The sequence below is a fragment of the Baekduia soli genome (genome assembly GCF_007970665.1).
Lineage (GTDB): Bacteria > Actinomycetota > Thermoleophilia > Solirubrobacterales > Solirubrobacteraceae > Baekduia > Baekduia soli.
On the sequence record NZ_CP042430.1, the window covers coordinates 2327301 to 2340137 of the forward strand.

General features: G+C 73.5%; 10 protein-coding genes. 5 read left to right on the forward strand and 5 right to left on the reverse strand.

Annotated features, from left to right (window positions below; translation table 11 throughout):
* Together ilvA and FSW04_RS11035 are read left to right on the forward strand one after the other, a co-directional pair.
* The gene (ilvA, locus tag FSW04_RS11030; RefSeq protein WP_146919192.1) at window positions 1-1245 is read left to right on the forward strand and encodes a threonine ammonia-lyase; all 1245 of its coding nucleotides are present in this window, start codon (window positions 1-3) and stop codon (window positions 1243-1245) included.
* Entirely contained in the window at window positions 1242-1502 is a 261-nt protein-coding gene (locus tag FSW04_RS11035; RefSeq protein ID WP_146919194.1) for a hypothetical protein, read from the forward strand. The genes ilvA and FSW04_RS11035 overlap by 4 nt, the downstream gene beginning before the upstream one ends.
* Window positions 1503-1508: 6 nt before the next feature.
* On the opposite strand, the gene FSW04_RS11040 is transcribed toward FSW04_RS11035, so the two are convergent.
* The 3 genes from FSW04_RS11040 to FSW04_RS11050 are packed head-to-tail and all read right to left on the reverse strand — an operon-like array spanning window position 1509 to window position 5249.
* Window positions 1509-2264, reverse strand: a complete 756-nt coding sequence (locus FSW04_RS11040; protein WP_146919196.1) for an SDR family oxidoreductase — start codon at window positions 2262-2264, stop codon at window positions 1509-1511.
* The gene (locus tag FSW04_RS11045; protein ID WP_146923661.1) at window positions 2265-3626 is read right to left on the reverse strand and encodes an aldehyde dehydrogenase family protein; all 1362 of its coding nucleotides are present in this window, start codon (window positions 3624-3626) and stop codon (window positions 2265-2267) included. It lies immediately after the preceding gene.
* A gap of 33 nt (window positions 3627-3659) precedes the next feature.
* Window positions 3660-5249: an amino acid permease gene (locus FSW04_RS11050; protein WP_146919199.1), complete on the reverse strand. Its 1590-nt coding sequence runs from the start codon at window positions 5247-5249 to the stop codon at window positions 3660-3662.
* Between the two features lie 130 nt (window positions 5250-5379).
* On the opposite strand from FSW04_RS11050, the gene FSW04_RS11055 reads away from it, so the two are divergent.
* Window positions 5380-7185, forward strand: a complete 1806-nt coding sequence (locus FSW04_RS11055; protein ID WP_146919201.1) for a potassium/proton antiporter — start codon at window positions 5380-5382, stop codon at window positions 7183-7185.
* 148 nt (window positions 7186-7333) lie between these two features.
* On the opposite strand, the gene FSW04_RS11060 is transcribed toward FSW04_RS11055, so the two are convergent.
* Window positions 7334-8065: a FadR/GntR family transcriptional regulator gene (locus FSW04_RS11060; RefSeq protein WP_146919203.1), complete on the reverse strand. Its 732-nt coding sequence runs from the start codon at window positions 8063-8065 to the stop codon at window positions 7334-7336.
* Window positions 8062-9396 (reverse strand): glutamine synthetase family protein, encoded by a 1335-nt coding sequence (locus FSW04_RS11065; protein ID WP_228431146.1) that lies wholly within the window; start codon window positions 9394-9396, stop codon window positions 8062-8064. Before FSW04_RS11065 ends, FSW04_RS11060 begins: the two co-directional genes overlap by 4 nt.
* Window positions 9397-9468: 72 nt before the next feature.
* On the opposite strand from FSW04_RS11065, the gene FSW04_RS11070 reads away from it, so the two are divergent.
* Window positions 9469-10380 carry a phosphotransferase gene (locus FSW04_RS11070; protein ID WP_146919207.1) on the forward strand — a complete coding sequence of 304 codons (912 nt, stop codon included), beginning with the start codon at window positions 9469-9471 and terminating at the stop codon, window positions 10378-10380.
* Window positions 10364-12820 (forward strand): GcvT family protein, encoded by a 2457-nt coding sequence (locus FSW04_RS11075; RefSeq protein ID WP_187369418.1) that lies wholly within the window; start codon window positions 10364-10366, stop codon window positions 12818-12820. Before FSW04_RS11070 ends, FSW04_RS11075 begins: the two co-directional genes overlap by 17 nt.
* Window positions 12821-12837 lie beyond the last annotated feature (17 nt).

Consider the following 12837-nt stretch of genomic DNA (forward strand, 5'->3'; position numbering starts at 1 on the left):
ATGTCGGCCACCGGATCGCGATCCGTCGACGCGCAGGACGTCGCGCGCGCCCGGGCGGCCATCGGCGACATCGTGCGCCACACGCCGGTCCTGCCCTCGGCCACGCTGACCGAGCTGGGCGGCCAGGTCATGCTGAAGGCCGAGAGCCTGCAGCGCACCGGCGCGTTCAAGATCCGCGGCGCGCTGAGCAAGCTGGCCGCGCTCGGCGACGGCTGCGCGGCCGGGGTCGTGTGCGGCAGCGCGGGCAACCACGCCCAGGCCCTCGCGCTGGCCGCGCGCGAGCGCGGCGTGCCGTGCGACGTCTACATGCCCGAGGGCGCCCCGATCGCCAAGGTCGAGGCGACGACCGCCCTGGGCGCGCGCGTGATCCTGACGGGCACGTCGGTCGACGACTGCCTCGTGGCCGCCCGGCAGCGCGCGCAGCACGGCGGCCTGGCGTTCGTGCACCCGTTCGACGACCCCGACGTCGTCGCCGGCCAGGGGACGCTCGGCCTCGAGCTGCTGGAGGACCTGCCCGACCTGGCGACGGTCATCGTGCCCGTCGGGGGCGGCGGGCTGGCCAGCGGCGTGGCGATCGCGGTCAAGTCCGCCCGGCCCGAGGTGCGCGTCGTCGGGGTGCAGGTCGCCAGTTGCGCGGCCTACCCCGCGTCGCTGAAGGCCGGGCATCCGATCGCGGTCGACAGCGCGCTGACGATCGCCGACGGCATCGCGGTCAAGCGCCCCGGCGACCTGACGCTCGCGCTCATCTCCGAGTGGCTCGATGACCTGGTGGTCGTCGGGGAGGACGAGGTCGCCGAGGCGATGGTCCTGCTCATGGAGAAGGCCAAGCTCGTCGTGGAGGGCGCCGGCGCGGTCGGCGTCGCCGCGCTGCTCGGCGGCGAGGTCACCGCCGCCGAGACCGGGAGCACGTGCGTGATCCTCAGCGGCGGCAACGTCGATGCGGGCCTGCTGGCCACCGTCGCCCGCCGCCACGAGACCGAGATGGGCCGCCGCATGGTGCTCATGACGCGCGTGCCCGACCGCCCGGGCGCGCTGGCGCGCCTGCTGGACTGCGTGGCGGCGACGGGCGCCAACATCGTCGACGTCGCCCACCTGCGCGAGGGCATCGACCTCCACGTGCGCGAGACCGGCGTGCAGCTGACGATCGAGACGCGCTCGCGCGAGCACGCCGACGCCGTGGTCGAGGCCGTGCGCCGCGAGGGCTACGGGGTCTCGCGCCACATCGGCGCGGGCCAGGACGCATGAGCCGCCGCGATCTCGCCCACGTCCTCTCCGCGCTGTGGCGCAGCTCGGGCGGCGCCGCGGGCGTCGCGGTGCCCGTCGCCGAGGTCGACCGCGGGATCGGGCGGGGGCGCGACGACATGCGCACGCCGCTGGACCTCGCCGCGCTCGCGGCCGACGGCCTCGTCGCCGAGGCGCCCGGGGGCTGGGCCCTCACGGACGCCGGCGTCCAGCGCCTGGCCGACGACGACGCGCTGTCGCGGCCCGGCGGCGGCCTCTGAGGCGCCCTACTCGGGCGTGACGTAGGCCCCGGCGATCCCGCCGTCGACCAGGAACGTCGCGGCCGTCATGAACGACGACTCGTCGGAGGCCAGGAAGAGCACGCCGTTGGCGATCTCCTCGGCGGTGCCGAAGCGGCCCATGGGAACGTGCACGAGCCGCCGCGCCGCGCGCTCGGGGTCCTTGGCGAACAGCTCGCGCAGCAGCGGCGTGTCCACCGGCCCGGGGCACAGCGCGTTGACGCGCACCCCGCGGCGGGCGAACTCGACGCCCAGCTCGCGCGACAGCGCCAGCACGCCGCCCTTGGACGCCGTGTAGGAGATCTGCGACGTCGCCGCGCCCATGACCGCGACGAACGACGCGGTGTTGATCACCGATCCCCGGTGGGGCCCGTCGTTGGCGAGCAGGTGCGGGATCCCGTGCTTGCAGCACAGGAACACCGACTTGAGGTTGACGTCCTGCACGCGCTGCCAGGCCTCGAGGGTCGTGTCGAGCACGGAGGCGTCGTCGTCGGGGGAGATCCCCGCGTTGTTGAACAGGATGTCGATGTGGCCGAGCTCCTCCGCCACCCGGCCGAACATCTGCTGGACGGCGAACTCCTCGGTGACGTCGACGGCCAGCGTCAGGTCGCCCGGCGCGCCGTCGAGCAGGTCGACGCCGACGACCGTGGCGCCCTCGCGCCTGAAGGCCTCGACGGTCGCCGCGCCGATCCCACCCGCGGCGCCCGTCACGACCGCCACCTTCCCCTCGAGCCGACCCGCCATTCAGCTGTCCTCCGTCGCGTAGAAGATCGTCTTGACCTCGGTGTAGGCGTCGAGCGCCCGCGGTCCCAGCTCGCGCCCGTAGCCCGACTGCTTGAACCCGCCGAACGGTGTGGTGACCCGCACCGAGCTGTTGGAGTTGATCGACAGGTTGCCGCTCTCCAGCGCACGGGCGACGCGCAGCGCCTTCGCGCCGTCGCGGGTCCACACCGAGCCCGAGAGCCCGTAGATCGTGTCGTTGGCCATGCGGATCGCCTCGGCCTCGTCGTCGAACGGCACGACGACGGCGACCGGGCCGAAGATCTCGTCGTGCAGCGCCGGGTGGTCGTGGGCCACGGGGCACAGGACCGTCGGCGGGAACCAGAAGCCGGGCCCGTCGGGGACCTGCCCGCGGAAGGCCACCTCGGCGCCCGCCGAGACGAACGACGCGACCGCGTCGCGCTGGCCGGCGGAGATCAGCGGCCCCATCTCGGTGGCCTCGTCGAGCGGATCGCCGACGCGGATCGACGTCACCGCCCCCTCGAGGTGGCCGAGGAACTCGTCGAGCACGGTGCGCTGCACGAGGATGCGCGAGCGGGCGCAGCAGTCCTGGCCGGCGTTGTCGAACACGGCGCCGGGCGCCGCCAGCGCCGCGGCCCGCACGTCGGCGTCGGCGAACACCACGTTGGCCGACTTGCCGCCGAGCTCGAGCGTCACGCGCTTGATGGTCTGCGCCGCGGCCGCCGCGATGCCTCGCCCGACCTCCGTGGACCCCGTGAACGCGATCTTGGCGACGTCGGGGTGGGCGACGAGGCGCTCGCCGCACTCGCGCCCCGGGCCGGCCACGACGTTGACCACGCCCTCGGGGATCCCGGCCTCCAGCGCCAGCTCGGCGAAGCGCAGGGCGGTCAGCGGCGTGAGCTCGGCGGGCTTGAGGACGACGCAGTTGCCCGCCGCCAGCGCGGGCGCCATCTTCCAGCTGGCGATCGCCAGCGGGAAGTTCCACGGGGTGATCAGGCCGACGACGCCGAGCGGCTCGCGCACGGTGAAGGCCATGCCGCCGGCCACGGGGATCGTGTCGCCCAGGGTCCGCTCGGGCGCCGCGGCGTAGTAGCGGAACGTGGCGATCGCCATCCCGATCTCGCCTCGCGCCGAGGCGATCGGCTTGCCCGCGTTGCGGGCCTCGAGGACCGTGAGCTCCTCGTGGTGGTCCTCCATCACGCCCACGAGCCGCTCGAGCAGCCGCGCGCGGTCGCCCGGGGCGACCGCGCGCCAGGGGCCGGCCGCCGCCCGGGCCCGGGCGACGGCGGCGTCGACGTCCTCCGCGGTCGCCCGCGGGACGCTGTCCAGGACCCGCTCGGTGGCGGGCTCCAGGACCTCCAGCATGGTGCTCACGCTCGGGGCGGCCCGTCGCCGCGCCTACGGCGCCTCGGGCAGCGGCGGCGGGGCGCCGATCTCCGCGTCGATCTCGGCGATCGTGTGCCGCGGGCCGGTGAACGTGCGCCGGGCGCTCAGCAGCCACCAGGCGCCCACCGCGAGGAACACGCCGCCGGTGACCGCCGGGGTGTAGTTGAACAGCGACCAGTCGAAGTCGCTCTCCCACGGCACGCCGCTGGAGCTGAACGGCATGTCGAAGCCGACGACCACGATGATCGCGACCTCGGCGACCGCCACGAGGTTCATCCACTTGTACTTGCTGCCGAGGGTCCAGGGGCCCGGCTCGAAGCGGTCGCCCAGCCTCCAGCGCAGCCAGATCGGGATGACGTAGGCGATGTAGAGGCCGATCACCCCGATCGACACCACCGCCGTGAAGGCCACGGTGAGGCCGTCCTTGTTGCCCTTCAGGGCCGGCAGGGTGAGGATGAGCGCCAGGACCGCGACCGCGATCACGGCGTTGAACGGGATGCGGTTGGAGTTGACCTTGCTCCACAGCCGCCATCCGGGCACGGCGCCGTCACGGCTGAAGGCGTACATCATCCGCGAGGCGCTGGTCATGCAGCTCATGCCGCAGAAGAGCTGCCCGATGACCGCCGTGATGAGGACGAACTTCACCCAGCCGCTGCCCATCGAGCTCTCGAAGACGGCGAACACCGCGCCGCCGCCCTCGGTGACGGCCTTCTCGTTGCTGGCCGCGAACGTGATGGCCAGCAGCACGACGTAGCCGATGACCGCGGAGTAGAACACCGACCGCCAGACGCCCTTGGGCGCCGCGTCGGCTGCGCCGTGGGTCTCCTCCGAGATGTGGGCCGAGGCGTCGAACCCGGTGATCGTGTACTGGGTCAGCAGGAAGCCGAGGGGCAGCACGTACCACCAGAACATGCCGTGGCTGAAGCCCGAGTTGTTGATGGTGTGGGTGAAGACGAAGTCGGCGCTGGCGTGCTTGCTGGGGGCGAAGATGAGCACGACGACGATCGCCGCGACGCCGAGGACGTGCCACCACACGGAGATGCCGTTGAACATCGCGACGAGGTGGCTGCCGCGGATGTTGATGAGCACGTGCAGGCCGAGGATGATCGCGAAGAGGACGAACGTCTCGCGCAGCCCGTGGAGGCTGTCGCCGAAGTTCAGCCCGAGGATGTCGACGTTGTAGAGGCCGAGGATCACGCCGAGGAACTGCCCGGCGAAGTAGTCGACCGACGCGACGATCGCGATGAGGCCCAGGAGGTTGAACCAGCCGGTGAACCAGCCCCAGGCCGGCCCGCCGAGCTTGGCCGACCACCAGTAGATGCCGCCCGCCGTCGGGTAGGCCGACACCAGCTCGGACATGCAGAAGGCGATGATGAGGATGAACGCCGAGATGATCGGCCAGCCCCACGAGATCGCCACCGGGCCACCGTTGTTCCACGCCTGGTAGTAGGTCGTGAAGCAGCCGGCCAGGACCGAGATGATGGTGAACGAGATCGCGAAGTTCTGGAAGCCGCTCCAGCTCCGCGACAGCTCCTGCTTGTAGCCCAGTTCAGCGAGGCGCCGCTCGTCCGCGTTGGCGATGGCGGCATCGACGTTGGCCATGGTGCCTCTCCTCCGAAAGGTGTGGTGAGCCGTCCTTAGGCCGGCGAGGCGAATCTACGCCGCGATTCGTCAGGAAGTCAAGTGCGTTTGAGCACGAGGTGGTCCGAAACCGATGTGGCATGGTGTCCCCGTGCACGACGGCGAGCGGATCCTCATCGCGGGCGCGCTCCTCACCGTCGGCCTGCTCGCCTCCCTGGTCGCCACCCGGGTCCGCGTGCCCGGCCTCGTGCTCTTCCTCGGCGTCGGGATGGCCGTCGGCAGCGACGGCGCCGGGCTCATCGACTTCAGCGACTACGGCGCCGCCCGGACCGTCGGGATCGTGGCGCTGGCCCTCATCCTGTTCGAGGGCGGCCTCGCCGCGGGGTTCGACGAGATCCGCCCCGTGCTCTGGCCCTCGCTGTCGCTGGCGATCGTCGGGACGATGGCCACCGCGGCCATCACGGGCCTCGTCGCGGCCTGGCTCTTCGACTTCTCGACCGCGGAGGGCCTGCTCGTCGGCGCGATCGTCGCCGGCACCGACGGCGCGGCGATCTTCGCGCTGCTGCGCGGCTCGACGCTGCGCCGGCGCCTGGCCCGCACGCTGGAGGGCGAGTCGGGGCTCAACGACCCGATCGCGATCCTGCTCGTGCTCGGCTTCATCGAGGTGCTGACCCATCCCGGCTACGGCGTGCCGGACTTCGCGTGGCTCTTCGTCCGCCAGCTCGGGATCGGTGCGGTCGTCGGGATCGGCGTGGGCTACGCCGCGTCGCTGGCGCTCCGCGAGACGCGCCTGTCGACCGCCGGCCTGTACCCCGTGGCGACGCTGGCCGCCGCCGCGCTGGCCTTCGGCGCGGCCGACACCGCGCACGGCTCCGGCTTCCTGGCCGTCTACCTCACGGGGCTCATGGTCGGCTCCGTCGAGATCTCGGCCCGCCAGACGATCGCCTCGTTCCACGAGGGGCTGGCGTGGGTGGCCCAGCTGGGCATGTTCCTCGTGCTCGGCCTGCTCGTGTTCCCGCACGAGCTGGGCGCCGTCGCGTTCGAGGGCACGGTCCTCGCGCTCGTGCTGGTCTTCGTCGCGCGGCCGCTGTCGACGGCACTGGCCGCGACGCCGTTCGGGTTCGGCGTGCGGGAGCAGGCCGTGCTGGGCTGGGCGGGTCTGCGAGGCGCGGTCCCCGTCGTGCTCGCGACGTTCCCCGTGATCGCCGACGTCCCGCGCAGCCACGACTTCTTCAACATCGTGTTCTTCGTGGTCCTGCTCTCGACCATCCTGCAGGGCTCGACGTTCGAGCCGCTGGCCCGCCGGCTGGGCATGACGACGGACGAGCCGGCGCTCCCGCGGCCGCTGGCGGAGTCCGGGACGATCCGGCGCCTGGGCGCCGAGGTGCTCGAGTTCCCGGTCGGCGCGGGGGACGCGATCGTCGGGCTGGCCGTGCGCGACCTCGGGCTGCCCCGCGAGGCCGTCGTCAACGTGATCGTCCGCGAGGGCCAGGCGATCCCGCCGCGCGGCTCGACGCGGGTGGAGACCGGCGACCGGCTGCACGTGCTCTACCGCGAGGAGACCTCGCGCCAGCTCGGCGCGCTGACCAGCTCGTGGCGCCGCGGCCCCGTCGGCCCGCAGCCGCGGCCGCCGCGCACGATGCGCGGCGCCTCGACGGTCTTCAGCTCCCGGCCCTGGAGCCCGTCCGACGGCGACGCGACGCGGCCCGCGCGCGTGGCCGGCCTCGAGGTCGTCGAGCTGCTGCGCCTGCGCCGCGACGAGCCGGGCAGCCTCGTCGTGCTGCAGGACGGTCGCTACGCGGTGTGCGGGCGCATCCTGGTCATCGGCGCGCGGCGCCAGATCGTGCGCTGGATCGAGCAGCAGATGCGCCGGGCCTCGGCCGAGGAGCGGGCATGGCTGCGCACGGTGCTGGGCGCGGTCGCCACCGACGCCCAGGAGGTCGGGCCGGGCGCCTGAGCCGCGCCGCGCGCCGCCCGCCGGCACGCGGCGCGTCGATGCGCTCTCCTCGCCCCGTGCCCCGACGGCGCGAGCGGCTCGAGCACGAGGTCCACGGCGATCGCGGCACCGCGCGCCACACGCTCGGCCGCCCGGGGCCGCCGGTGCCTCAGCCGTCGCCGGGCAGCAGGCCCGCCAGCACGTGCTCGGTGCCGCGCAGGTGCTCGGCCATGATGCGCACCGCGGCGTCGGCGTCGCGGCCGCGGATGCACGACAGCAGCCGGGCGTGCTGGGCGTTGGCGTGCTCGAGGATCTCGGCCGGGTGGGCGATGTTGGAGATGAGGTCGGTCATCGCGCCCTGGGCCTCCGTCGCGGCCGCCACGAGCCGCGGGCTGTGCGTGGCCTCGGCCAGCCCGATGTGGAAGCGCACGTCGGCCTGGCGGTAGGCGGGGAAGTCCTCGACGAGGTCGTCCATCGCCACGACGAGCTCGTCGAGCGGCGCGAGCTCCTCGGGCCGCGCCCGCGCCGCGGCCAGCGCGGCGATCCCCAGCTCGACCGAGAGCCGGACGTCGCAGGCCTCGCGCCAGCTCGCCAGCAGCTCGCGCGAGGGCGGGTCCACCGGGGGCGGGCGCTCGGCCACGAAGGTCCCGCCGCCGCGTCCCCGCACGGCGTGCAGGTGGCCGCTCTGGGCCAGGGCGGTGAGCGCCTGGCGCAGCGTGGAGCGCGAGATCCCCAGTCGCGTGCACAGCTCGCGCTCGGCGGGCAGGCGGGCCCCCGGCGCCAGCAGGCCCAGCTTGATCGCCGTGCCCAGCCGCTCCAGCGTCTCCTCGAAGGCCGTCTGGGACCGCACCGGCGCGAAGACGGTGTCCATCGAGGGCAGGTCGGGGGTGCTGAGGCTCACAGGCGCTCGAAGCCGCGAACGCGTTCCCAGTCGGTGACGAAGGCATCGTAGGCCGCCAGCTCGACGTCGGCCATGTTGACGTAGTGCGCGACGACCTCGTCGCCGAAGGCGTCGTGGGCCAGCTCGCTGGCGGAGAACAGGTCGCGGGCCTCGCGCAGCGTCGACGGCACGCGGGGCTTGTCCTCCGAGACGTAGGCGTTGCCCTCGTGGGCGGGCTCGAGCTCCAGGCCCTGCTCGACGCCGCGCAGGCCGGCGGCGATGAGCGCCGACAGGGCGAGGTAGGGGTTGACGTCGCCGCCCGGCACGCGGCACTCGAAGCGCTTGCCCGGCCCGTGGCCGACGACGCGGAACGCGCACGTGCGGTTGTCCATGCCCCACGCCACCGCCGTCGGCGCGAACGAGCCCGCCGCGAAGCGCTTGTAGGAGTTGATGTTGGGGGCCAGCAGCAGCGTGAGCTCGCGCAGGCCGGCCAGGCCGCCGGCCAGGAACGCCGCGAAGAGCGCGTCGTCGCCCGTGAACGCATTGGCGCCCGTGCCGGCGTCGGCCAGCGACAGGTGCAGGTGGCAGGAGCTGCCCTCGCGCTGGTCGTACTTGGCCATGAACGTCAGCGACTGGCCCATCTGGGCCGCGATCTCCTTGGCCCCGTTCTTGAAGACGACGTGGCGATCGGCCGTCGTCAGCGCGTCGGCGTAGTGGAAGTTGATCTCGTGCTGGCCGAGGTTGCACTCGCCCTTGGAGTCCTCGACGCGCATGCCCGCCCCGGCCATCGTGGAGCGGATGCGGCGGATGAGCGGCTCGACGCGCGCCGTGCCCAGGATGGAGTAGTCGACGTTGTAGCGGTTGGCCGGCGTCAGGCCGACGTAGCCGCGGTCCCACGCCGACTCGTAGGAGTCCTCGAAGATGATGAACTCCAGCTCGGAGCCGGCGTTGGCCATCCAGCCGCGCTCGGCCAGCCGGGCCAGCTGGCGGCGCAGCACCTGGCGCGGCGAGGCGACGACGTCGCGGCCGTCGGGCCAGCGCAGGTCGACGAGGCACAGCGCGGTCCCCTCCTGCCACGGCACGCGCATGAGCGTGTCGAGGTCGGGCTGCATGACGAAGTCGCCGTAGCCGTGCTCCCACGACGACATGGCGTAGCCGCCGACCGTGTTCATCTCGACGTCGACGGCCAGCAGGTAGTTGCAGGCCTCCGCGCCGTGGTCGACGACCTCGTCCAGGAAGAACGGAGCGTGCATGCGCTTGCCCTGGAGCCGGCCCTGCATGTCGGTCAGGCAGAGCAGCACCGTGTCGATGCGGCCGTCGTCGACCTCTGCGCGCAGCTCGTCGAGCGTCATCGCGCGAAGGTATCCCCAACGCACCATTGACCGCAATGGCCGGGCGCCTCTAGGGTCACCCGCCAGCACACGATGCGGCCGCCGCCCGAGGTCATCGAGGCAGTCCAAGCACGGCTCGGCGCTCTGCGCGAGGGGCCCGCGCCGCTGGGGGGCGGGATCACCAACCACAACTGGCGGGCGCGCTTCGGCGACACCCACGTGGTGCTGCGCATCGCCGGCCGCCAGACCGACCTGCTGGGCATCGACCGCGCCGCCGAGCGCCAGGCCACCGAGGCGGCCGCGGGCCTCGGCGTGGCGCCCGAGGTCCTGGCCTACCTGCCCGCCCAGGCCTGCCTGGTGACCCGCTTCGTGCCGGGCACGCCGGTGCGGGAGGGCGCGGTCGCCGAGCCGGGCTGCCTGCGCAGCATCGCCCGGTCGCTGCGGGCCTTCCACGACCACGCCCCGACGCTGCCCGTGCGCTTCGACGTCCCGTCGCAGGCGCAGGACTACCTGGCGATCGCGGCCGAGCACGGGGGCGACGTGCCCGAGGCCGCCCACGAGGCCGCCGCGGTCGCGGCGCGCGTCGCGGCGGCCCTCTCGGGCCCCGAGCACGATCCGGTGCCCTGCCACGACGACCTCCTGGCCGCCAACCTCCTGCGCGACGGCGACCGGCTGTGGATCGTGGACTGGGAGTACGCCGGCATGGGCGACCGCTACTTCGACCTCGGCAACCTCTCCGTCAACAACGGGCTGGACGAGGACGACGACGTCCGCCTGCTCGAGGCCTACTGGAACCGGCCGTGCACCCCGCGGCGCTTCGCGGCGCTGCGCCTCATGCGCGCGATGTCCGACGTCCGCGAGGGGCTGTGGGGCGTCGTGCAGGGGGCGATCAGCGACCTCGACGTGGACTTCGGCGCCTACGCCGAGCAGCACCTCGGCCGCCTGCGGACGGCCGTCGACGACCCCCGATTCGAGAGGTGGATGCACGATGCAGCGTCCCCGTGAGCTGCCCGACCGGGCCCGCGTCGTGATCATCGGCGGGGGCGTGGGCGGCACGTCCATCGCCTACCACCTCGCCGGGCTCGGCGAGCGCGACGTCGTCCTCGTCGACCGCGACGAGCTGACCAGCGGGTCGACGTTCCACTCCGCGGGCCTGGTGGGCCAGCTGCGCTCGTCGGTGACGCTGACGCGGATGATGATGTACTCGGTCGAGCTCTACCGCGCGCTGGACTGCGGCTGGGTGGAGTGCGGCGGCATCCGGCTGGCCTGCACGCCCGAGCGCGAGGAGGAGGTCCACCGTCAGGTGGCCTGGGCGCGCACGTTCGGGCTGCCGCTCGAGCTCATCTCCGCCGGCGAGGCCCAGGAGCGCTTCCCGCCCATGGTGCCCGACGGCGTGCGCGTCGGCTCCTACCTGGCGACCGACGGCTACCTGGACCCTTCGCGGCTGACCTACGCGCTGGCCGAGGGGGCCCGCGAGGGCGGGGCGCGCATCTTCACCCACAGCCGCGTGACCGCCATCGACGTCCGCGACGGCCGCGTCCGCGCCGTGGAGACCGAGTGGGGGCGGGTCGAGTGCGAGGTCTGCGTCATCGCCGGCGGCATGTACGCCGCCGAGCTGGGGCGCCTGGCCGGGGTGCGCGTGCCGATCGTCCCCATGGCCCACGAGTACCTCGTCACCCAGCCGTTCCTGGAGCGCTCGGAGCGCCGGCTGCCGACGCTGCGCGACCCCGACCACCTCATCTACTTCCGCGAGGAGGGGCAGGGGCTGGTCATGGGCGGCTACGAGCGCGCGTGCGCGCCGTGGTCGCTGGACGCCGACCTCGTCGACCGCATCCCGCCCGACTTCAACGGGCGCCTGCTCGAGGAGGACTGGCCGCGCTTCGAGGCGATCGCCGAGGCGTCGCGCCTGCGCGTGCCCGCGATGGAGGACGTCAAGGTCACCAGGCTCATCAACGGCCCGGAGGCCTTCACCCCCGACAACGAGTTCTGCCTGGGGGAGAGCGAGGTCGACGGCCTGTTCGTCGCCGCGGGCTTCTGCGCCCACGGCCTGGCCGGCGCGGGCGGGGTCGGCAAGGTCATGGCCGAGTGGATCGTCGCCGGCGAGCCGCAGGTCGACGTGTGGCACATGGACATCCGCCGCTTCGGGCCCCAGTACCGGTCGCCGCGGTACACGCTGGCCCGCACGCGCGAGGTCTACGAGACCTACTACGACATCCGCTACCCGGGCCAGGAGCGCCAGGCCGGCCGGCCGCTGAAGGTCTCCAGCGCCTACGGCTGGCACCGCGACCACGGCGCCGAGTTCGGCGAGAAGTCGGGTTGGGAGCGGGTGAACTGGTATGCGGCCAACGCGGCCGCGGGTGACCCGTCGCTGCGCCCGCGAGGCTGGGCCGGCCAGCAGTGGTCGCCCGCCATCGGCGCCGAGCACACCGCCGCGCGCGAGCGCGCGGCGCTCTTCGACGAGTCCTCCTTCGCCAAGCTCGAGGTCGCCGGTCCCGGGGCGGCGGAGTTCCTCGAGACGCTCTGCGACAACCGCGTCGCCCGCGACGTCGGGCGGATCACCTACACGCAGATGCTCAACGCGCGCGGTGGGATCGAGTGCGACTTCACGGTCACGAGGCTGGCCGAGGACGCGTTCCAGATCGTCACGGGCACGGCGTTCGGCGCCCACGACCTGGCCTGGATCCGGCGCCACGCGCCGCGCGACGGCTCCGTCCGCCTGCTCGACACGACCTCGCGCTGGGCCTGCTTCGCGCTCTGGGGCCCGCGCGCCTTCGACGTCGTGGGCCCGCTGACCCCCGACGCGCTGGACTTCCCCTACCTCACGATGCGCGAGATCGTCGTCGGCGACGTGCCGGTGCGCGCGCTGCGCGTGACGTTCGTCGGCGAGGCCGGCTGGGAGCTCTACGCGCCGGCGGAGTACGGCGCGGGGCTGTGGCGGACGCTGTGGGAGGCCGGCGCGCCGCACGGGCTGGTCGCCGGCGGCTACCGGGCGATCGACAGCCTGCGCCTGGAGAAGGGCTACCGCGTGTGGGGCGCCGACATCACGCCCGACGACACGCCCCACGAGGCCAGCCTCTCGTTCTGCGTGCGCGACGACAAGGACTTCATCGGCGCCGGGGCGCTGCGGGCCCGGGCGGTGGAGCGCCGCCTGGTCTGCATCGTGCTCGAGGACCCGCGCTCCGTCGCGCTGGGCAACGAGCCCGTCGCCGTCGGCGGGCGCGTCGTGGGCCGCGTGACCACGGGCGGGTTCGGCTACACGACGGGCGCGTCGATCGCCTACGCCTACGTGCCCGCCGAGTACGCCGCACCGGACACGGAGGTGGCCATCGACGTGTTCGGGGGGTGGGTCGCGGGCCGGATCGTGCGGGAGCCGTTGTACGACGCGGCGGGTGAACGGGTCAGAGGAGTCCAGACAGGCGCAGCCGGCGCCCGTAGCATGGGCTGACCATGGCAGTCACCCGG

What these genes read in the sequence shown, in the direction of transcription:
- ilvA (WP_146919192.1), top strand. Translation starts at nt 1, where the DNA reads ATGTCGGCCACCGGATCGCGATCCGTCGACGCGCAGGACGTCGCGCGC.
- FSW04_RS11035 (WP_146919194.1), top strand. Translation starts at nt 1,242, where the DNA reads ATGAGCCGCCGCGATCTCGCCCACGTCCTCTCCGCGCTGTGGCGCAGC.
- FSW04_RS11040 (WP_146919196.1), bottom strand. Translation starts at nt 2,264, where the DNA reads ATGGCGGGTCGGCTCGAGGGGAAGGTGGCGGTCGTGACGGGCGCCGCG.
- FSW04_RS11045 (WP_146923661.1), bottom strand. Translation starts at nt 3,626, where the DNA reads ATGCTGGAGGTCCTGGAGCCCGCCACCGAGCGGGTCCTGGACAGCGTC.
- FSW04_RS11050 (WP_146919199.1), bottom strand. Translation starts at nt 5,249, where the DNA reads ATGGCCAACGTCGATGCCGCCATCGCCAACGCGGACGAGCGGCGCCTC.
- FSW04_RS11065 (WP_228431146.1), bottom strand. Translation starts at nt 9,396, where the DNA reads ATGACGCTCGACGAGCTGCGCGCAGAGGTCGACGACGGCCGCATCGAC.
- FSW04_RS11070 (WP_146919207.1), top strand. Translation starts at nt 9,469, where the DNA reads ATGCGGCCGCCGCCCGAGGTCATCGAGGCAGTCCAAGCACGGCTCGGC.
- FSW04_RS11075 (WP_187369418.1), top strand. Translation starts at nt 10,364, where the DNA reads ATGCAGCGTCCCCGTGAGCTGCCCGACCGGGCCCGCGTCGTGATCATC.